At 64.2% G+C, this 18,473-nt stretch carries 16 protein-coding genes and 1 pseudogene; all 17 read right to left on the bottom strand.

Going from position 1 to position 18,473, the window contains the following annotated elements:
- Positions 1 to 3 precede the first annotated feature (3 nt).
- A pseudogene (locus JQC81_RS10515) lies at positions 4 to 426 on the bottom strand (ribonuclease D); the annotation flags it as partial.
- Positions 427 to 443: 17 nt separating this feature from the next.
- Positions 444 to 1,139: an ABC transporter ATP-binding protein gene (locus tag JQC81_RS10510; protein ID WP_203271764.1), complete on the bottom strand. Its 696-nt coding sequence runs from the start codon at positions 1,137 to 1,139 to the stop codon at positions 444 to 446.
- Positions 1,140 to 1,141: 2 nt separating this feature from the next.
- The gene (locus tag JQC81_RS10505) at positions 1,142 to 2,431 is read right to left on the bottom strand and encodes a lipoprotein-releasing ABC transporter permease subunit (protein ID WP_203271763.1); all 1,290 of its coding nucleotides are present in this window, start codon (positions 2,429 to 2,431) and stop codon (positions 1,142 to 1,144) included.
- 5 nt (positions 2,432 to 2,436) lie between these two features.
- On the bottom strand, positions 2,437 to 3,765 hold the full coding sequence (proS, locus tag JQC81_RS10500) for a proline--tRNA ligase (RefSeq protein ID WP_203271762.1): 1,329 nt from the start codon (positions 3,763 to 3,765) through the stop codon (positions 2,437 to 2,439).
- Positions 3,766 to 4,157: 392 nt separating this feature from the next.
- The gene (locus tag JQC81_RS10495; RefSeq protein WP_312887500.1) at positions 4,158 to 4,493 is read right to left on the bottom strand and encodes a DUF1467 family protein; all 336 of its coding nucleotides are present in this window, start codon (positions 4,491 to 4,493) and stop codon (positions 4,158 to 4,160) included.
- Between the two features lie 10 nt (positions 4,494 to 4,503).
- Positions 4,504 to 4,908, bottom strand: a complete 405-nt coding sequence (gene mce, locus JQC81_RS10490; RefSeq protein ID WP_203271760.1) for a methylmalonyl-CoA epimerase — start codon at positions 4,906 to 4,908, stop codon at positions 4,504 to 4,506.
- A gap of 27 nt (positions 4,909 to 4,935) precedes the next feature.
- A complete protein-coding gene (locus tag JQC81_RS10485) occupies positions 4,936 to 6,609 on the bottom strand; it encodes a ribonuclease J (RefSeq protein ID WP_203271759.1) in 1,674 nt (557 codons plus the stop codon).
- On the bottom strand, positions 6,609 to 7,439 hold the full coding sequence (locus JQC81_RS10480; protein ID WP_312887499.1) for a biotin--[acetyl-CoA-carboxylase] ligase: 831 nt from the start codon (positions 7,437 to 7,439) through the stop codon (positions 6,609 to 6,611). The genes JQC81_RS10485 and JQC81_RS10480 overlap by 1 nt, the downstream gene beginning before the upstream one ends.
- A gap of 2 nt (positions 7,440 to 7,441) precedes the next feature.
- The gene (gene nuoN / locus JQC81_RS10475) at positions 7,442 to 8,881 is read right to left on the bottom strand and encodes an NADH-quinone oxidoreductase subunit NuoN (RefSeq protein ID WP_203271758.1); all 1,440 of its coding nucleotides are present in this window, start codon (positions 8,879 to 8,881) and stop codon (positions 7,442 to 7,444) included.
- A gap of 7 nt (positions 8,882 to 8,888) precedes the next feature.
- A complete protein-coding gene (locus tag JQC81_RS10470) occupies positions 8,889 to 10,400 on the bottom strand; it encodes an NADH-quinone oxidoreductase subunit M (protein WP_203271757.1) in 1,512 nt (503 codons plus the stop codon).
- Entirely contained in the window at positions 10,400 to 12,442 is a 2,043-nt protein-coding gene (gene nuoL / locus JQC81_RS10465; RefSeq protein WP_203271756.1) for an NADH-quinone oxidoreductase subunit L, read from the bottom strand. The genes JQC81_RS10470 and nuoL overlap by 1 nt, the downstream gene beginning before the upstream one ends.
- 30 nt (positions 12,443 to 12,472) lie before the next feature.
- A complete protein-coding gene (nuoK, locus tag JQC81_RS10460; protein ID WP_036353841.1) occupies positions 12,473 to 12,781 on the bottom strand; it encodes an NADH-quinone oxidoreductase subunit NuoK in 309 nt (102 codons plus the stop codon).
- 11 nt (positions 12,782 to 12,792) lie between these two features.
- On the bottom strand, positions 12,793 to 13,407 hold the full coding sequence (locus tag JQC81_RS10455; RefSeq protein WP_190846647.1) for an NADH-quinone oxidoreductase subunit J: 615 nt from the start codon (positions 13,405 to 13,407) through the stop codon (positions 12,793 to 12,795).
- Positions 13,408 to 13,545: 138 nt separating this feature from the next.
- Positions 13,546 to 14,034, bottom strand: coding sequence for an NADH-quinone oxidoreductase subunit NuoI (nuoI, locus tag JQC81_RS10450; protein ID WP_203271755.1), 489 nt, complete (start codon positions 14,032 to 14,034; stop codon positions 13,546 to 13,548).
- Positions 14,035 to 14,046: 12 nt separating this feature from the next.
- The gene (gene nuoH, locus JQC81_RS10445) at positions 14,047 to 15,072 is read right to left on the bottom strand and encodes an NADH-quinone oxidoreductase subunit NuoH (RefSeq protein WP_203271754.1); all 1,026 of its coding nucleotides are present in this window, start codon (positions 15,070 to 15,072) and stop codon (positions 14,047 to 14,049) included.
- A gap of 12 nt (positions 15,073 to 15,084) precedes the next feature.
- Positions 15,085 to 17,163, bottom strand: coding sequence for an NADH-quinone oxidoreductase subunit NuoG (gene nuoG / locus JQC81_RS10440; protein ID WP_203271753.1), 2,079 nt, complete (start codon positions 17,161 to 17,163; stop codon positions 15,085 to 15,087).
- A gap of 8 nt (positions 17,164 to 17,171) precedes the next feature.
- Positions 17,172 to 18,473, bottom strand: a complete 1,302-nt coding sequence (gene nuoF / locus JQC81_RS10435) for an NADH-quinone oxidoreductase subunit NuoF (RefSeq protein ID WP_203271752.1) — start codon at positions 18,471 to 18,473, stop codon at positions 17,172 to 17,174.

Below are 18,473 nucleotides of genomic sequence, written 5' to 3'. Positions count from 1 at the left end.
AGCCTAAGCCCCCGCAATCTCCCTGAGCTTCACCCGTCCGCGCTCCAGCACCAGCCCGAGCTGGCCGTTCTTGAGCGCCAGCGCCTTCTCGCCGAAGAGCTTGCGGCGCCAGCCGTGGAGCGAGGGGACGTCGGCGTTGTCGCTGTCGGCGATAGCTTCCAGCTCTTCCACGGTGGCGATGATCTTGGGCGCCACGCCCTCCTGCTCGGCCACGGCTTTCAGCAGCACCTTCAGGAGGTCGACCACGGAGCCGGTGTTGTTGCGGCCGCGGCTGCGCTCCGGCATGGGGATCGTGGCGGGATCGCGGGCGAGGGCCCGCTCAACGGCTTCGAGGATTTCGCCGCCGGTGCGGCAGCGCTCGAAGCCGTTGAGGATGGTGCGCAGGCGCCCAAGAGCTTCGACGCTGCGGGGCGCCGAAGTCGCGATCTGGCTGGCGACCTGAATCAGGGCAATTGCACGATCAACCCATCGCGTATCGTCACCCGCCGGTCCATGCGGGCAGCCAGATCCATGTTGTGAGTAGCAATCAATGCCGCGAGCTTCGAGGCGCGGACGATGGCGACGAGGGTCTGGAAGACCCGGTCGGCGGTGTGCGGATCGAGGTTGCCGGTAGGTTCGTCGGCCAGCAACAGGCGTGGCGCGTTGGCCACCGCGCGGGCGATGGCGACGCGCTGCTGCTCGCCGCCGGAGAGCTCGCCAGGGCGGTGATCGAGGCGCTTGCCTAACCCCAGGAAGGTCAGGAGCTGCTTTGCGCGATCTTCGGCCTCCGCCTTCGGCAGGCCGCGGATGAGCTGCGGGATCACCACGTTCTCCAGGGCGGAGAACTCCGGCAGGAGGTGGTGAAACTGGTAGACGAAACCGAGTTCCTCACGCCTGACGCGGGTGCGGTCCTGGTCGTTCATGGCGGCTGTCTGCTTCGAGCCGACAAAGACCTCGCCGCCGTCCGGCTTTTCCAGCAGGCCGGCCACATGAAGCAGGGTCGACTTGCCGGTGCCGGAGGGCGCCACCAGCGCCACGATCTCGCCTGGCCAGATCGCAAGGTCTGCCCCGCGCAGCACTTCGAGGAAGCTGTCGCCCTGCGGGTAGCGACGCTCGACTTTCGACAGGTACAGGGCGGGCTGGGACTGGGCTGGCGACATATTTATCCGTAACGCAACGCCTCGACGGGATCGAGCTTCGCGGCCCGCCAGGAGGGATAGAGGGTCGCGAGCAGCGAGAGCACCATCGCCATGATGAGAATGGTCGCCACCTCGGTGGGATTCACATCGGCCGGAAGGCGGCTCAGGAAGTAGAGTTCGGCCGGAAAGAGATTGGTGCTCGTGAGCCGTGAGATGACATCGCGGATGGTCTCGACATTGAGCGCGAGCAAAAGGCCGAGGCCGAAGCCCGCAATGGTCCCGACGATGCCGATGGATGCGCCTGTGATGAGGAACACGCGCATGATGGCGCCGCGTGTCGCCCCCATGGTGCGCAGGATCGCGATGTCCTCCGACTTGTCCTTCACGAGCATAATGAGGCCCGAGATGATGTTGAGCGCCGCCACCAGCACAATGAGGGTGAGGATGAGGAACATCACGTTGCGCTCGACCTCCAGGGCGCCGAAGAAGGTGCGGTTGCGCTGGCGCCAGTCGGTCATCAGGATCGGCCGCCCCGCTGCCTCGTCGATGGCTGCGCGCGCCTCGTCCACCCGGTCGGCATTGTCGAGATAGACCTCGATCAGCTGCACGTCGCCCTGACGGTTGAAGTAGTTCTGCGCTTCCGTGAGCGGCATGAACACGAAGGTGGAGTCGAACTCCGACATGCCGATCTCAAAAATCGCCTTGACCGGATAGCCCTTCACCCGCGGCGCGGTGCCGAAGGGCGTGGAGGCGCCACGGGGCGTGATCAGCGTAAACGTATCGCCGGCCTGGAGCGACAGGGCATCGGCGAGGCGTCGGCCGATCGCCACTCCCTCGCCTTCATCGAAATCATCGAGCGTGCCCTGGCGGATATTGCCGGAGATATGCTGGATCTTCTGCAGGTCCTCGGGGCGGATGCCGCGCACGAGAACGCCGCTGCCGTTATATTGCGAGGAGCCGAAGGCCTGACCTTCCACCAGCGGAATGGCGCGTCTGACGCCGGGAACGGCGGCGATGCGCGCAGCCACCTCCGGATAGTCGGTGAGCGGGCTCTCTATAGGCGCCACGAAGATATGGCCGTTGATGCCGACGATCTTGTCGAGCAGCTCCTTGCGGAAACCGTTCATGACCGAGAGCACCACGATCAGCGTGGCGACACCGAGCATGATCCCGAGAAACGAGAAGCCGGCGATGACCGAGACGAAGCCTTCCCGCCGCCGCGTGCGCAGATAGCGCCCGGCGAGCATCCACTCGAACAGAGAGAAAGGTCTCGTCCCTGCAGGTGCCGCTTTGGTGTCCGGTGCCTTGGCCATGGAGCTTATTTATGGCCGCTCAGCCGCGCGGCCACGTCCTCAAGGGACAGTGTCTCGCGCTCGCCCGTGGCGCGGCGCTTCAGTTCAACCTTGCCCTCGGCAAGGCCTTTCGGCCCGATCACCACCTGCCACGGCACGCCAATGAGGTCGGCGGTGGCGAATTTCCCGCCCGGACGCTCGTCGCGATCGTCGTAGAGAACGTCGCGGCCGGCGGCGGAGAGCTCGCGATAGAGCTGCTCGCAGGCACTATCCGTGGCAGAATCGCCCGCCTTCAGGTTGAGGATCGCCACGTCGAAGGGCGCCACGCCTTCCGGCCAGATGATGCCGTTCTCGTCATGGCTCGCCTCGATGATGGCGGCGATGAGCCGGCTCGGGCCGATGCCGTAAGAGCCCATATGGACCGGCCTCTCCTGCCCGTCCGGTCCCATGACCTTAGCGCCCATAGGCTCGGAATACTTGGTGCCGAAATAGAAGATGTGACCGACCTCGATGCCGCGCGCGGACATCTTCTTGTCGGCCGGCACCGCATCGAAGGCGCCCGCATCATGCATCTCGGAGGTCGCGGCATAGAGCGATGTCCACTTGTCGACGGTGCTCTGAAGGCCGGATATGTCGTCGAAATCGGTATTCTCGGCCGGGATGTCGAAGTTCAAGTAATCCGCGTGGCAGAACACCTCGCTCTCGCCGGTCGAGGCGAGGATGATGAACTCGTGGCTCAGGTTTCCGCCGATGGGCCCCGTATCCGCCCGCATCGGGATGGCCTTCAGGCCCATCCGGGCGAAGGTGCGCAGGTACGCCACGAACATCTTGTTGTAGGAATGGACGGCGCCGGCCTGATCGAGATCGAAGGAGTAGGCGTCCTTCATCAGGAACTCGCGCGAGCGCATGACGCCGAAGCGCGGTCGCACCTCGTCCCGGAACTTCCACTGGATGTGATAAAGGTTCAGCGGCAGATCCTTGTAGGAGCGCACATAGCCCCGGAAGATCTCCGTGATCATCTCCTCGTTGGTGGGGCCGAACAGCATCTCGCGCTCGTGGCGGTCCTGGATGCGCAGCATCTCCTTGCCGTAGGCGTCATAGCGCCCCGACTCGCGCCAGAGATCCGCCGACTGGATCGTGGGCATGAGAAGCTCGACGGCGCCGGAGCGGTTCTGCTCCTCGCGGACGATGGCGTTGATCTTGTTCAGAACCCGCAACCCCAGCGGCAACCATGCATAGATACCAGCCGATTCCTGGCGGATCATGCCCGCGCGCAGCATTAGGCGGTGGGAGACGATCTCCGCCTCCTTGGGCGTCTCGCGGAGAATGGGGAGGAAGTAGCGGCTCAAACGCATGGGACGCCTTTTAAGGTCTCGATCTGAACGGAAGCTGAGTAACGACTCGTTTCTCGCACACAACACAGGCCCTGGGCAAAAGACAAGCTGTCATCGGTTCGCAGGGCCAACGGCGCGATAAATTAGACCAAAGATGAATACCTGAAATGCCGAATTTTGCACCATCGGCAGCCCAAGAAAGGTGACACCCCAAGGGAAGGTGACTATAAACAAAGTCCTAACGTCTTTAGACCTTTAAAGGTCAGAGGCTGCGGTCCGAGTTTCGGGAGGAACAAGACCCTTAAGCGCCAGACAGGCGCTGGCCTAAGAAAGCCAGGGGTAAAAATTGCCAAAAGGCAGTTCAGGCAAGGCGAAAGCCTTGCTTTTTCTTTTGGGCTCCCTGCGAAGGCTTTTTAGAGCCCTGCCAGAGGGAAGACCGCCGCGACGATCACCAGCACCACCGAAGCGACAAGTGTGGTCCAGATCGCCTTCTCGCGCAGGGCGGGAAGCGCAGGCGCCCCCGGCTCGCTGCCCCGGATCACCTCACCGGTCTCCGCCTGACTGCGGACGCCGAAGGGCAGAACGGCAAACAGCAGAATCCACCAGATCACGAAATAGAGGGCCAAGCCGCCGCTCACCTTCAGGTCGAAGCCATTGACCGCGACGGCTACGGCAATCGCGGAGACGACCACCACCACGGCCAGGGTGGACCAGAACGAGCCGGAGAGGGCTTTTACAACATTTATCAACAGCTTGTCCTCAGGCTTGCTCAAGCTCGATGAGAGTACCATTGAAATCTTTCGGGTGCAGGAAAAGCACGGGTTTCCCGTGCGCTCCGATCTTCGGTTCTCCGGTTCCGAGCACCCTGGCCCCAGAATTCACAAGCTGGTCCCGCGCGGCGGCAATATCCTCGACCTCGTAGCAGATGTGGTGCATGCCGCCGTCCGGATTCTTCTCCAGGAACCGGGCGATGGGTGAATCAGCGCCCAAGGGCTCCAGCAGCTCGATCTTGGTGTTGGGCAGCGTGATGAAGACGACGGTCACGCCATGCTCCTCGAGCGGCTCAGGCGCGGAGACATGGGCCCCCAAGGTATTGCGATAGACCTCGGAAGCCGCCGTGATATCGCGCACCGCGATGGCAACGTGGTTAAGACGTCCGATCATTCTGGTCCCCTCGAAAGCTCTGCTGCCCTATGCCTCGATCACGAGAACATGGCAGGCGGGCTTCTTGCCCCATTCCTGGTTGACCGCCGCGCGGACGGCCCGGTGGACGGCGTTCTCGACCGCCTCCGGGTCCCGGCGCTTGGCTTTCGGCAGCCCATCGAGCAGATCCGCAACCGTATCGGCGATGATGTCGGTCAGGTCGCGACCCTGGCGGTTCTTATCCGGAAGGCCCATGGCGTCGATCACCGGATCGCCCACGAGTTCGCCCCGGTCGTCGATGGCGATCGCAACCGTCACGATGCCGGCGAAGGCGAGCTTGCGGCGCTCCGGGAGCGCACGGTCCCCGGCTCCGATCACGATGTTTCCATCGCGATAGAGGCGACCGGCCGGAATGGTGTCGACGATCTCGGCGGGACCGGGCGCGAGGCGCACCAGGCTCCCGTTCTTCGCGCGAACCACTTCCTGCACGCCCTGCTGGCGGGCGAACTTCGCGTGCTCGCTCAGGTGGAGCGGCTCGCCATGGGCTGGGATGGCGATGCGGGGACGAGTCCATTGATACATCTGGGCGAGTTCGCCCCGGCGCGGATGGCCGGAGACATGGACGAGTTCGGTCCGGTCCGTGATGATCTCGATGCCCTGCTCGATCAGGCTGTTGATGATGGAGCCGACCGCCTTCTCGTTGCCTGGGATAGCCCGGGAGGAGAAAATCACCCGGTCGCCGGCGGAGAGCGCTATGTCCGGATGCTCGTCCTGGGCAATACGCGCAAGAGCCGCGCGCGGCTCGCCCTGAGAGCCTGTGAGAATGGCCACGACCTTGTCGCGCGGCATGTAGCCGAAGTTATCCGCCGAGCGGAACTCGGGCAGGTCTTCGAGGTAGCCGCACTCCTTCGCCACATCGACCACCCGGTCCATGGCTCGGCCGACCACGATCACTTCGCGGCCGCACTCGCGGGCGGCTTCGGCCACGGAGCGGATGCGGGCGACATTGGACGCGAAGGTCGTGACCGCAACCCGGTGCGGCGCATCCTTGATCAAGGCCGCCAGGTTCTTCGAGACATCGGCCTCGCTGGGGCTGGTTCCTTCGCGCACCACGTTGGTGGAATCGCACACGAGGGCGAGCACGCCCTCGTCGCCGAGGGCGCGGAAGGTCTCCTCCGAGGTCAGGCTGCCGAGATAGGGTGTGTCGTCGAGTTTCCAGTCGCCGGTATGCACCACGAGGCCGTGCGGCGTCCGGATCGCCAGCGCGTTCGACTCCGGGATCGAGTGGGCAACGGGCACATACTCGATGTCGAACGGCCCGAGCTTCAGGCGCTGACCCGGCACGATCTCGTTGAGGTCGACCTTCGGGGCGTTAGCTTCCGACAGGCGGCGTGTTTCCAGAAGGCCGATGGCGAACTTCGTCGCATAGACGGGCGCGTTCAAGCGAGGCCACATCTCGACGAGGGCGCCGATATGGTCCTCGTGGGCGTGGGTGATGAAGATGCCCAGAAGGTTGTGGCGCTCCTCCTCGATGAAGCGCAGATCCGGATAGACGACGTCGATGCCAGGCAGGTTCTCCTCACCGCCGAACCCCATGCCGCAATCGACAAGAATCCACTGCCGGTCGTCCTCCGGCCCAAAACCGTAAAGGGCAGCGTTCATGCCGATCTCGCCGAGACCGCCAAGGGGGAGGAAAACCAATTCGTCCTGGTGGGATGCCATTAAACTTGAGACCTTTTCGTGCCGGCGCCCGGCTTAGCTATATCGTGCAGCAAATTGGGAAAATAAAGGTCGCCCGCGTCGATGAGTTCCACGCCGGCGGCGCCCTTGAGTTGCAGGCGCCCGAAGCGATCGAGGCCTTCGAAGACGCCTCGCTTTTCGCCTGAGGGCAGCCGGAGGGTGACCTCCTGCCCGACGCCGGCGGCCCGCTCGAGCCAGAGCTTGCGAATGGCGCCGAACGGATCGGACATGTTCATGCGGAATGATGCCCGCCACGCCGCGAACGCACTGGCGAAGGCGGAAGACAGGGCAAGGAACACCTGATCCCGGTTCAGGTTGGGCTTTACCTGTTGCAGGCTTGCCGCCGGATACGGCGTACCGGAGGGAGCGAATGACACGTTCACCCCGAAGCCGATCACGATGGCGAGCGGCCCCTCGGGCCGAAGCCTGTGCCCTTCGAGCAAAAGACCCGAAACCTTGGCCCCGTCAAGCAGAAGATCGTTCGGCCATTTGAGGGCGAGCCGGGGAGCACCGAGGCCGGTGACGGCCTCGACCGCCTCGTGCAGGGCCAGCCCGGCCACGAAACCGAGCTGCGGCGCAGAGGCTACGTCACAGGGATCGATCAGCAGAAGGCTGGCATAGAGGTTGCCTTGAGGCGACGACCATTGCCGGCCGTGCCGTCCCCTGCCCGCCAGTTGCTCGGCGGCGGTGATCCAGAGCTGACCCGGATCGCCGGACTTGGCTGCCTGGAGGGCATCGTCGTTCGTGGAGCCTGTCGCCTCAAGGGAGAGCAGCCTGTATCCGGCGGACTCGGTCTCGGGCGACAGGTGCACGATCAGAACAGGGAGCTCGCGGCAGCGCGCGCAGCCGCCATCAGTGGCGCCGGAACGATGCCGAAGAGGACGACGAAGATGCTGCACAGGGCGAGGACGAACTTCACGCCCGCCGGCATGGCATCGTAACGCTCGGCCGGCTCGTCGAAGTACATCACCTTCACGATGCGCAGGTAGTAATAGGCGCCGATGACGCTCGTCACCACGCCGATGATGGCGAGAGCCACCAGATCGGCCTCGATGGCGGCGTTGAACACTGCGAACTTGGCGAAGAAGCCGGCAAGCGGCGGAATGCCTGCAAGCGAGAACATCATCATGCCGAGGCAGAAGGCGAGCACCGGATGGGTGCGCGCCATCCCGGAGAGGTCGTCCACGGTCTCGTACATCACGTTGCCGCGGCGCATGCCGAGGATCACCGCGAAGGTGCCGAGCGTCATGGCCAAGTAAATCGCCATGTAGACGATGACGCCCTGGATGCCCTCGGCCGTGCCGGCGGCAAGACCGATCAGCGCATAGCCGACGTTGCCGATGGAGGAATAGGCCATCAGGCGCTTGATGTTGCGCTGACCGATCGCCGCGAAGGAGCCGAGTGCCATGGAGGCAATCGAGATGAAGACGATGATCTGCTGCCACTGGATCAGGATGCCCGGGAAGGCATCGATGAACACGCGGGTGGCCATCGCCATGCCGGCCATCTTGGGCGCGGCGGCGAAGAAGGCCGTCACCGGCGTGGGCGAGCCCTCATAGACATCCGGCGTCCACATGTGGAACGGCACGGCGGAGATCTTGAAGGCGATGCCGGCTGCGACGAACACGAGGCCGACGATGGCTCCGATGCCCACATTACCCTGAAGGATCGTGGCGATGGCCGGGAAGGAGATGCTGCCGGAGAAGCCGTAGACCAGGGACGAGCCGTAGAGCAGCATGCCGGACGAGAGCGAGCCGAGCACGAAATACTTCAGGCCGGCCTCGGTCGAGCGGACGTTGTCGCGGTCGAAGGCGGCGATGACGTAGGAGGACAGGCTCAGCAGTTCGAGACCGATATAGAGGGCGATCAGATCGTTGGCGGAGATCACCATCATCATGCCGATGGTCGAGAGCACGATCAGGATCGGGTATTCGAAGCGGCTGATGCCCTCGCGGCGCATGTAGTCCAGCGAGAGGATGACACCGCCCGCCGAGGCGATGAGCGTCAGAGCCTTCATGAACTTGGCGAAGCCGTCAACCACGAAGGAGCCGCCCATGGTCTCGACACGCTCGCCCGGCAGCATCAGCACAGCCACGAAGGTGACGGCGAGAAGCGCCAGGGCGATGATATTCATCGCATAGCCGGGACGCTCGCCACGGATGGCGCCGAACAGAACCATGATGAGGGCGCCGGCCGCCATGAGGATCTCAGGCAGCACGGGACCGAAAGCAGGAATGGTGAGGGCGGGGTTCATCGTGACCTCAGTGTGCGGCGACAGCGGCCGTTTTCACGGTAGCGAGCGCGGCCTGAACGTTGTTGAGAAGCGTCTCCGTCGGTGCCGCGAAGACATCGAGGATCGGGCCGGGCTGCACGCCGTAATAGATGATGAGAACGATCAGAGGCGCGAAGGTGATGATTTCACGACGGTTCAGATCGGTGATCGTCTGGAGCGCCGGCTTGTCGAGTTCTCCGTAAACCACGCGACGGTAGAGCCAGAGCGCGTAAGCAGCCGACAGGATCACGCCGGTGGTCGCGAAGAAGGCCACCCAGGTGTTGGACCGGAAGGCCCCCATCAGGGTCAGGAACTCGCCGATGAAGCCCGAGGTGCCCGGCAGGGCCACGTTGGCCATGGTGAGGATCAGGAACACCACCGCATACATGGGCATCCGGTTCACGAGGCCGCCATAGGCCTTGATCTCGCGGGTGTGCATCCGGTCGTAGATCACGCCCACGCACAGGAAGAGCGCACCGGAGATGAGGCCGTGGGAGATCATGGTGAACATGGCACCCTGGATGCCCTGCTCGTTCATGCTGAACAGGCCCATGGTCACGAAGCCCATATGCGCCACCGAGGAATAGGCGATGAGCTTCTTGATGTCCTCCTGCATGAGGGCGACCAGCGAGGTGTAGACGATGGCGATCACCGAGAGGGCGAAGACCAGCGGGGCGAAATACTCCGAAGCCTCGGGGAACATCGGCAGCGACACACGGATGAAGCCGTAGCCGCCCATCTTCAAGAGCACACCTGCCAGGATCACGGAGCCTGCCGTCGGCGCCTCCACGTGGGCATCCGGCAACCAGGTATGGACCGGCCACATGGGCATCTTCACCGCGAACGAGGCGAAGAAGGCGAGCCACAGCCAAGTCTGAAGGCTCGACCCGAACTTGAACGCCAGAAGCGTCGGGATGTCCGTGGTGCCGGCCTGCCAGTACATGGCCATGATGGCGAGCAGCATCAGCACCGAGCCGAGCAGCGTATAGAGGAAGAACTTGAAGCTCGCGTAGATGCGCCGCTTGCCGCCCCAGATGCCGATGATGAGGAACATCGGGATCAGGCCTGCCTCGAAGAACAGGTAGAACAGCACGAGGTCGAGGGCGCAGAACACGCCGATCATCGTGGTCTCGAGAACCAGGAAGGCGACGAAGTATTCCTTCACCCGGTGGCCGATGGATTCCCACGACGCCAGGATGCAGAACGGCATCAGGAACGTGGTGAGCAGGATCAGCGGCATGGAGAAGCCGTCGACACCGAGCTTGAACCGGATGGTCTCGGTCAGCCACACATGGCTTTCCACGAGCTGGAACGACGCCGTTGCCGTGTCGAACCGCGCCCAGGCGACCAGCGACAGCAGGAAGGTGGCGATTGTCGTGGCGAGCGCCGCCCAGCGGGCGTTGGAGCGAGCAGCCTCGCTGTCGCCGCGCAGGGTCAGGATGAAGGCCGCCCCGACGAGCGGGAGAACGAGCAGGCCGGAGAGGATGCCGAAGCCGAGCATTAACGGGCTCCCCTGAAGAGATAGAAGGTCACGAGAGCCGCAACGCCGATCAGCATCGCGAAGGCATAGTGGTAGACATAGCCGGTCTGTACCCGCACCACGCCGCGCGTCACGTCCATGACACGAGCGGAGATGCCGTCAGGCCCGAGCCCGTCGATGATCCGCTGATCGCCCGTGCGCCAGAAGAAGCGGCCGATGGCCATGGCGGGACGCACGAAGATCGCATCGTAGAGCTCGTCGAAGTACCACTTGTTGAGCAGGAAGCGGTACAGGATCGGGTGATCGGCCGCGAGCTTGGCCGGCTGCTTCGCATCGACGATGTACATGTAATAGGCCAGGACGAAGCCCAGAGCCATCATGACCGTCGGGAGCAGCGGCACCCAGGCCGGGAGATGGTGCATCTCCTCGAGGATATGGTTTTCGGGCCGGGTGAACAGGGCACCCTTCCAGAACTCCTGATACCCCTCGCCGATGAAGGCGTTGTGGAAGACGATGCCGGCCACGACTGCGCCGATGGCGAGCACGATCAGCGGCAGCAGCATCACCAATGGGCTCTCATGGGGCGTATGGTCTCCATGATGGCCATGCTCGTGCTGGGCATGGCTTGCCGGCTCTACGTCACGGTTATGGTCGTCGTGCTCCACGCCCTCATGGGAATGCGGAGCATGAGCCGCATGGCCGTGATGGCCATGTCCCCAGCGCGCGGTGCCCTCGAAGGTGAGGAAGAACAGACGCCAGGAATAGAACGACGTCATGAAGGCGGCGACCACCGTTGCCAGGAAGGCAAAGGAGCCGGCGGTTGAGTGAGCCGCATAGGCCGCCTCGATAATCGCGTCCTTCGAGTAGTAGCCAGCGGTGAACGGAAAGCCCGTGAGCGCCAGCGTTCCGATCGCCATCATGGCAGTGGTGAGGGGAATGTAGCGGCGCAAGGCACCCATGTGGCGCATGTCCTGCTCATGGTGCATCGCGTGGATCACCGAGCCGGCGCCCAGGAACAGCAGGGCCTTGAAGAACGCGTGCGTGAAGAGGTGGAACACGCCCGCGCTATAGGCTCCGACGCCGAGCGCCACGAACATGTAGCCGAGCTGCGAGCAGGTCGAATAGGCAATGACGCGCTTGATGTCGTTCTGCACCAGGCCGACGGTGGCCGCGAAGAAGGCCGTGATGCCGCCGATGACCGTAACGACCGTCAGAGCCGCCGGAGCGTATTCGAAGATCGGCGACAGGCGCGCGACCATGAACACGCCTGCGGTCACCATGGTGGCGGCGTGGATGAGGGCCGAGACGGGGGTCGGGCCCTCCATCGCGTCCGGCAGCCAGGTGTGGAGCAGGAACTGCGCCGACTTGCCCATGGCGCCCATGAAGAGCAGCAGGCATGCGATCGTCAGGGCATGCCACTCGATCCCTAAGAAGGTGAAGTTGGCATTGGCCAGTTCAGCCACACGCGGGAAGATCGCGTCGAAGGTCACGCCGTTGAACAGGACGAAGACCGTGAAGATGCCGAGCAGGAAGCCAAAATCGCCGACGCGATTGACGATGAAGGCCTTCATGGCCGCCGCGTTGGCGGAGTCCTTCTGATACCAGAAGCCGATGAGCAGATAGCTCGCGAGGCCCACGCCTTCCCAGCCGAAGAACATCTGGACGAGGTTGTCGGCGGTCACCAGCATGAGCATGGTGAAGGTGAAGAGCGACAGGTAGGCGAAGAAACGCGAGCGGTGCGGATCCTCGTGCATGTAGCCGATGGAGTAGAGGTGCACGAGCGCCGAGACGGTGTTCACCACCACCAGCATCATGGCAGTCAGCGTATCGATCCGGAACGCCCAGTCGACCTGCAGGTCGCCGACCGACATCCACTGGGCCACCTGGACCCGCGTGGCGCCGTCGCCGAAGCCGACCTGGATGAACGACACCCAGGAGAGGACGGCCGCCACGAAGAGCAGCGCCGTCGTGATGATCTCGCTCGGCCGGGGACCGAGCACACGGCCGAAGAGGCCTGCGATGAGGAAGCCGACGAGCGGCAGGAAGACGATTGCGTGATACATGTGCGTTTACTTCGCCGGTCCGTTCGGGCGTTAGCCCCTCATCATGTTGACGTCTTCAACCGCGATGGAGCCGCGGTTGCGGAAGAAGACCACGAGAATGGCCAACCCGATGGCCGCCTCCGCCGCCGCGACCGTGAGGATCAGCATGGCGAAGACCTGGCCGACGATGTCGTTCAGGTGCGTCGAGAAGGCCACCATGTTGATGTTCACGGCGAGCAGGATCAGCTCGATGGACATCAGGATGACGATCACGTTCTTCCGGTTGATGAAGATGCCGAACACGCCCAGCGTGAAGAGGACGGCCGCGACGGTGAGATAATGACCCAGTCCGATAACCATGGCGCGCCTCCTTAGATGCCCTGGCGGAAGGGAACCTTCCGCACTTCGACGGCCGTTTCCTGCGTCCGGGCGTTCTGCTTGGTGATGTCCTGGCGCCGCACGCCCACCCGCTCGCGCAGGGTCAGGACGATGGCCCCGATCATGGCGACCAGCAGGATCAGGCCGGCGGCCTGGAAGAAGTAGAAGTAACGGGTGTAGAGCACCTGGCCGATGGCCTCGGTGTTGGTCATGACGTCGGCCGACGGGATCGGCACCTGTGGGGACCGGACCAGACCCGGATCGATGGTGTAGGTACCGACCACGAGGATCAGCTCCAGCAGCAGGATCAGCCCGATCAGTCCGCCGATGGGCAGGTATTGCAGGAAGCCCTGGCGGAGCGCCGCGAAATCCACGTCGAGCATCATGACGACGAAGAGGAACAGCACCGCGACCGCGCCCACATAGACGATCACCAGGATCATCGCCAGGAACTCGGCCCCCATCAGAAGGAACAGGCCCGCCGCGTTCACGAAGGCCAGGATGAGGAACAGCACCGACTGCACGGGATTGCGGGAGGCAATCACCATGAAGCCGGAGGCGATCGTGATCGTCGCGAACAGATAGAAGAAGGCGGCGGTAACCGTCATGCTCATTCAAGCCGCTGGAGAGCGGCCCCTTCCGACGTGGCCCCGGACAATCCGGCGGCCTGTCTATAAATTCCGAATCCGGCGGGGACAACCCGCCGGAACTGCTTGCCCCCTGCCCTCAACGGACCAGAGGCGCCCCTACCGGTAGGGGGCGTTCTTCGCGAGGTTCTTCGCGATCTCACGCTCCCAGCGCTCCCCGTTCTCGAGAAGCTTGGCCTTGTCGTAGTAGAGCTCCTCGCGGGTCTCCACGGAGAACTCGAAGTTCGGCCCCTCCACGATCGCGTCTACCGGGCAGGCCTCCTGGCACATGCCGCAATAGATGCACTTCACCATGTCGATGTCGTAGCGGGTCGTGCGGCGGGTGCCGTCGTTCCGGCGCGGGCCGGCCTCGATGGTGATGGCCTGAGCCGGGCAGATGGCTTCGCAGAGCTTGCAGGCGATGCAGCGCTCTTCCCCATTCGGGTAACGCCGCAGGGCATGCTCGCCCCGGAAGCGAGGCCCGCGATGTCCCATCTCGAACGGGTAGTTGAGGGTCGCCTTCGGCTTGAAGAAGTATTTCACCGTCAGGACGAAGCCTGCGATGAACTCCTTCAGCAGGAGGGATTGGGCAATGCGGTCGAGCTGCATGGCCGATCTCCTTTAGCGGACGCCCGGCGCATTGCCGGTGACCATCAGGACAGCTGCCACGATGACGACCATGGCGAGCGACAGCGGCAGGAAAACCTTCCAGCCGAGGCGCATGAGCTGATCGTAGCGGTAGCGGGGAACCAGGGCTTTCACCATGGCAATGAGGATGAAGAGGAAGCTTGCCTTCAGCACGAACCAGATCACGCCCGGCACCCAGGTGAAGGGCGCGAACGGGATCGGCGAGAGCCAGCCGCCCAGGAACAGGATCGTGCCGAGCGCGCACATGGTCATGATGGCCACGTACTCGCCGAGCATGAAGAGCAGGTACGGGGTGGAGGAATATTCCACCATGTAGCCGGCCACGAGTTCGGATTCGGCTTCCGGAAGGTCGAAGGGCGGGCGGTTCGTCTCGGCCATGGCCGAGATGAAGAACACCACGAACATCGGGAAGAGCGGCAGCCAGTACCAGCCCAGAATGCCGAGGCTGGTGTTCTGGGATTCGACGATGCCCGACAGGTTCAGGGTGCCGGCGCACATGAGCACCGTCACGATCACGAAGCCGATGGAGACTTCGTAGGACACCATCTGGGCCGCCGAGCGGAGCGCGCCCAGGAACGGGTACTTCGAGTTCGAGGCCCAGCCGCCCATGATGACGCCATAGACGCCGAGCGACGAGATCGCGAAGATGTAGAGGATGCCCACGTTGATGTCGGCGATGGCCCAGCCGGCATTGAGCGGGATCACCGCCCAGGCTGCGAGCGACAGGGTGCACATCAGCAACGGCGCCAGCAGGAACATGCCCTTGTTGGCAGGCGCCGGGATGATCGGTTCCTTCAGCACGAACTTGAGCAGATCGGCGAAGGACTGAAGCAGACCCCAGGGGCCGACCACGTTCGGGCCGCGGCGCAGCTGCACGGCAGCCCAGACCTTGCGGTCGGCGTAGAGCGCGTAGGCAATGAAGATGAGCAGCGCGACCAGCATGAGCAGGCTCTTGCCCAGCATGATCGCGACGGCGAGGAGGATGTCCCCAAATTCCATGATCCGTTCCTCTTACTCAGCCGCCTCGAGCTTCAGCTCACGGGCGAGCGCGGAGCACTCGGCCATGACGCCGGAGGCGCGGGCAATGGGGTTCGTCAGGTAGAAGTCCTTCACGGGGCTCACGAAAGGCTCGCGCCCGATGGTGCCGCCGATATTGGCGAGCGCCTGGACAGCCGCGAAGCCGTCAGCCGGCTGAACCGTCTCGACCGCGGCGAAATGCGGATAGGCCGTATAGAGCTTTGCCCGCAGGGCGTTCAGCGAGTCGAATGGCAGGCGATGGCCCAGCACGTCGGACAGAGCGCGCAGGATCGCCCAATCCTCACGGGCTTCGCCGGGGGCGAAGGCGGCGCGGTTGGCGAGCTGCACCCGGCCTTCCGTGTTCACATAGGTGCCGGACTTCTCCGTGTAGGTGGCCGCCGGCAGGATCACGTCGGCACGGTGCGCGCCGCGGTCACCATGGGTACCCTGGTAGATCACGAAAGCGCCGGGAGCGATGTCGATCTCGTCAACACCGAGATTGAACAGCACGTCCACTTCGCCCTGCGCCATTGTCTGAGCGTTCAGGCCCCACTCGCCCGGCACGAGGCCGAGATCGAGGGCGCCGACGCGGGAGGCGGCATTGTGCAGAACCGAAAAGCCGTTCCAGCCGTCCTTGACCGCGCCCACATCACGAGCGAGCTGAGCGACAGTGGAGAGAACCGCCAGACCGTCCGGACGGGAGAGAGCCCCCTGCCCCACGATGATCAGCGGACGCTCGGCGCCGCGCAGCTTCTCGATGAAGCTGTGGCGGCCGGAGGCCAACTCCGAGAGCGTCTCGGGGCCTGCGCCGAGATACTCATAAGGGTAGGTCAGGTCCGCATGTTCGCCGATCAGCGCAATCGGCGGCAGGGCCATGCGCCAGCGCTTGCGGATGCGCACGTTGACGAGCGAGGCCTCGATGCGCGGGTTCGAACCCACGATCAGGATCGCGTCCGCATCCTCGATGCCTGAGATGGTGGTGTTGAACAGGTAGGAGCCGCGGCCATAGACCGGGGTCAGCACGCTGCCGTCCTGGCGGGCGTCGATGTTGGTGACGCCGAGGCTCTCCATGAGGAGCTTCAGGGCGTACATCTCTTCCACCGCAGCCAAGTCGCCGACGATCGCGCCGACGCGCTTGGGGTCCGTACCCTTCACGCGGGCAGCGATGGTGGCGAAAGCCTCCTGCCAGGAAGCAGGACGCAGGCGGCCGTTCTCGCGCACGAAGGGGCGGTCGAGGCGCTGGAGGCGCAGGCCGTCCACGATCTGGCGGGTCTTGTCGGTGATCCACTCCTCGTTCACCGCCTCGTTCACGCGCGGCAGGATGCGCATGACCTCACGGCCACGGGAATCGACGCGGATCGACGAGCCGACCGCATCCATCACGTCGACGGAATCGGTCTTGGTGAGCTCCCAGGGACGGTAATGGTAGGCTTCGGGCTTGTGGGTCAGAGCGCCGACCGGGCAGAGATCCGCTATGTTCGCCTGCAGCTCGGAGCCGAGGGCCTTCTCGAGATAGCTCGTGATCTCCATGTCCTCGCCGCGCCAGAGAGCGCCGAGATCCGGCACGCCGGCCACTTCGGCCGAGAAGCGCACGCAGCGGGTGCAGTGGATGCACCGGTTCATGGAGGTGCGCACGAGCGGGCCGAGGTACTTGTCGGTCACCGCGCGCTTGTTCTCGTGGAAGCGGCTGGTGTCGACGCCATAGGCCATGGCCTGGTCCTGCAGGTCGCACTGGCCGCCCTGGTCGCAGATCGGGCAATCGAGCGGGTGGTTGATGAGGAGGAACTCCATCACCCCTTCCCGCGCCTTCTTCACCGTCGGCGACTTCGTGGAGACCTCCGGCGGCTCGCCGTTCGGGCCCGGACGGCAGTCGCGCACGCCCCAGGCGCAGGACGCCACCGGCTTCGGCGCGCCCTTCACCTCGACCAGGCACATGCGGCAGTTGCCGGCGATCGAGAGCCGCTCGTGGTAGCAGAAGCGCGGAATTTCCGCCCCGGCCGCCTCGGCGGCCTGGAGCAGAGTGTATTCCGCAGGAACGTCGACCTCGACGCCATCAACGATGATTTTCGCCATCTTCAATCTCACTCCGCCGCGATCATGACGGATTCGGAATGCGGGTTCGCCGCGTAATCGTCGATCCGCTTCTCGATCTCATGACGGAAGTGGCGGATCAGACCCTGGACCGGCCAAGCCGCCGCGTCGCCGAGCGCGCAGATGGTGTGGCCTTCGATCTGGGTCGAGACTTCGAGGAGCATGTCGATCTCGCGCTTCTGGGCGCGGCCTTCGGCCATGCGGGTGAGCACGCGCCACATCCAGCCCGTGCCCTCGCGGCACGGGGTGCACTGGCCGCAGCTCTCATGCTTGTAGAAGTAAGCGAGGCGGGCAATGGCGCGGACAATGTCGGTGGACTTGTCCATCACGATCACGGCGGCGGTGCCGAGGCCTGACTTCAGGTTCCGCAGCGTGTCGAAATCCATATGGGCGTCGGCGATCTCATGAGCCGGAACGATCGGAACCGACGAGCCGCCGGGGATCACGCCCAGCAGGTTGTCCCAGCCGCCGCGGATGCCGCCGCAATGGCGGTCGATCAGCTCCCGGAAGGTGAGGCCCATGGCCTCTTCCACGTTGCAGGGCTTGTTGACGTGGCCCGACACGCAGAAGAGCTTGGTGCCCACGTTGTTCGGGCGCCCGATGCCGGAGAACCAGGAGGCGCCGCGGCGCAGGATCGTGCCGGCGACAGCGATGGACTCAACGTTGTTGACGGTCGTGGGGCAGCCGTAGAGGCCCATATTGGCCGGGAACGGGGGCTTCAGGCGCGGCATGCCCTTCTTGCCCTCCATGCTCTCGATGAGAGCCGTCTCCTCGCCGCAGATGTAAGCGCCTGCGCCGTGGTGAACGTAGAGGTCGAAGGGGTAGCCGTGGATGTTGTCCTTGCCGATGAGCTTGGCCTCATAAGCCTCGTCCACCGCCCGCTGGAGCGCAAAGCGCTCGGCCACGTACTCGCCTCGGATGTAGATGTAGGCCGCGTGAGCCCCCATGGCGAAGGACGCGAGAAGGCAGCCCTCGACCAGGAGATGCGGATCGTTCCGCATGATCTCGCGGTCCTTGCAGGTGCCCGGCTCCGACTCGTCGGCGTTCACGACCAGGTAGTGCGGACGCCCATCCGACTGCTTGGGCATGAAGGACCATTTCAGGCCTGTGGGGAAGCCTGCGCCGCCGCGGCCGCGCAGACCGGACGCCTTCATCTCGTTGATGGTCCAGTCGCGGCCCTGCTCCAGGAGGAACTTGGTTCCGTCCCATGCGCCGCGCATCTGCGCGGCCTTGAGGTCCGGCGAATGGAAGCCGTAGAGGTTGGTGAAGATACGATCTCTGTCCTGAAGCAT

Source organism: Microvirga arabica, from assembly GCF_016811235.1.
Classification (GTDB): domain Bacteria; phylum Pseudomonadota; class Alphaproteobacteria; order Rhizobiales; family Beijerinckiaceae; genus Microvirga; species Microvirga arabica.
This window is presented reverse-complemented; position numbering and strand designations above follow the sequence as displayed.

Bases quoted from the DNA above. Each gene is read 5' to 3' on its own strand.
- JQC81_RS10510 (WP_203271764.1), bottom strand. From the start codon at position 1,139: ATGTCGCCAGCCCAGTCCCAGCCCGCCCTGTACCTGTCGAAAGTCGAG.
- JQC81_RS10505 (WP_203271763.1), bottom strand. From the start codon at position 2,431: ATGGCCAAGGCACCGGACACCAAAGCGGCACCTGCAGGGACGAGACCT.
- proS (WP_203271762.1), bottom strand. From the start codon at position 3,765: ATGCGTTTGAGCCGCTACTTCCTCCCCATTCTCCGCGAGACGCCCAAG.
- mce (WP_203271760.1), bottom strand. From the start codon at position 4,908: ATGATCGGACGTCTTAACCACGTTGCCATCGCGGTGCGCGATATCACG.
- JQC81_RS10485 (WP_203271759.1), bottom strand. From the start codon at position 6,609: ATGGCATCCCACCAGGACGAATTGGTTTTCCTCCCCCTTGGCGGTCTC.
- nuoN (WP_203271758.1), bottom strand. From the start codon at position 8,881: ATGAACCCCGCCCTCACCATTCCTGCTTTCGGTCCCGTGCTGCCTGAG.
- JQC81_RS10470 (WP_203271757.1), bottom strand. From the start codon at position 10,400: ATGCTCGGCTTCGGCATCCTCTCCGGCCTGCTCGTTCTCCCGCTCGTC.
- nuoL (WP_203271756.1), bottom strand. From the start codon at position 12,442: ATGTATCACGCAATCGTCTTCCTGCCGCTCGTCGGCTTCCTCATCGCA.
- nuoK (WP_036353841.1), bottom strand. From the start codon at position 12,781: ATGGTTATCGGACTGGGTCATTATCTCACCGTCGCGGCCGTCCTCTTC.
- JQC81_RS10455 (WP_190846647.1), bottom strand. From the start codon at position 13,407: ATGACGGTTACCGCCGCCTTCTTCTATCTGTTCGCGACGATCACGATC.
- nuoI (WP_203271755.1), bottom strand. From the start codon at position 14,034: ATGCAGCTCGACCGCATTGCCCAATCCCTCCTGCTGAAGGAGTTCATC.
- nuoH (WP_203271754.1), bottom strand. From the start codon at position 15,072: ATGGAATTTGGGGACATCCTCCTCGCCGTCGCGATCATGCTGGGCAAG.
- nuoG (WP_203271753.1), bottom strand. From the start codon at position 17,163: ATGGCGAAAATCATCGTTGATGGCGTCGAGGTCGACGTTCCTGCGGAA.
- nuoF (WP_203271752.1), bottom strand. From the start codon at position 18,473: ATGCTTCAGGACAGAGATCGTATCTTCACCAACCTCTACGGCTTCCAT.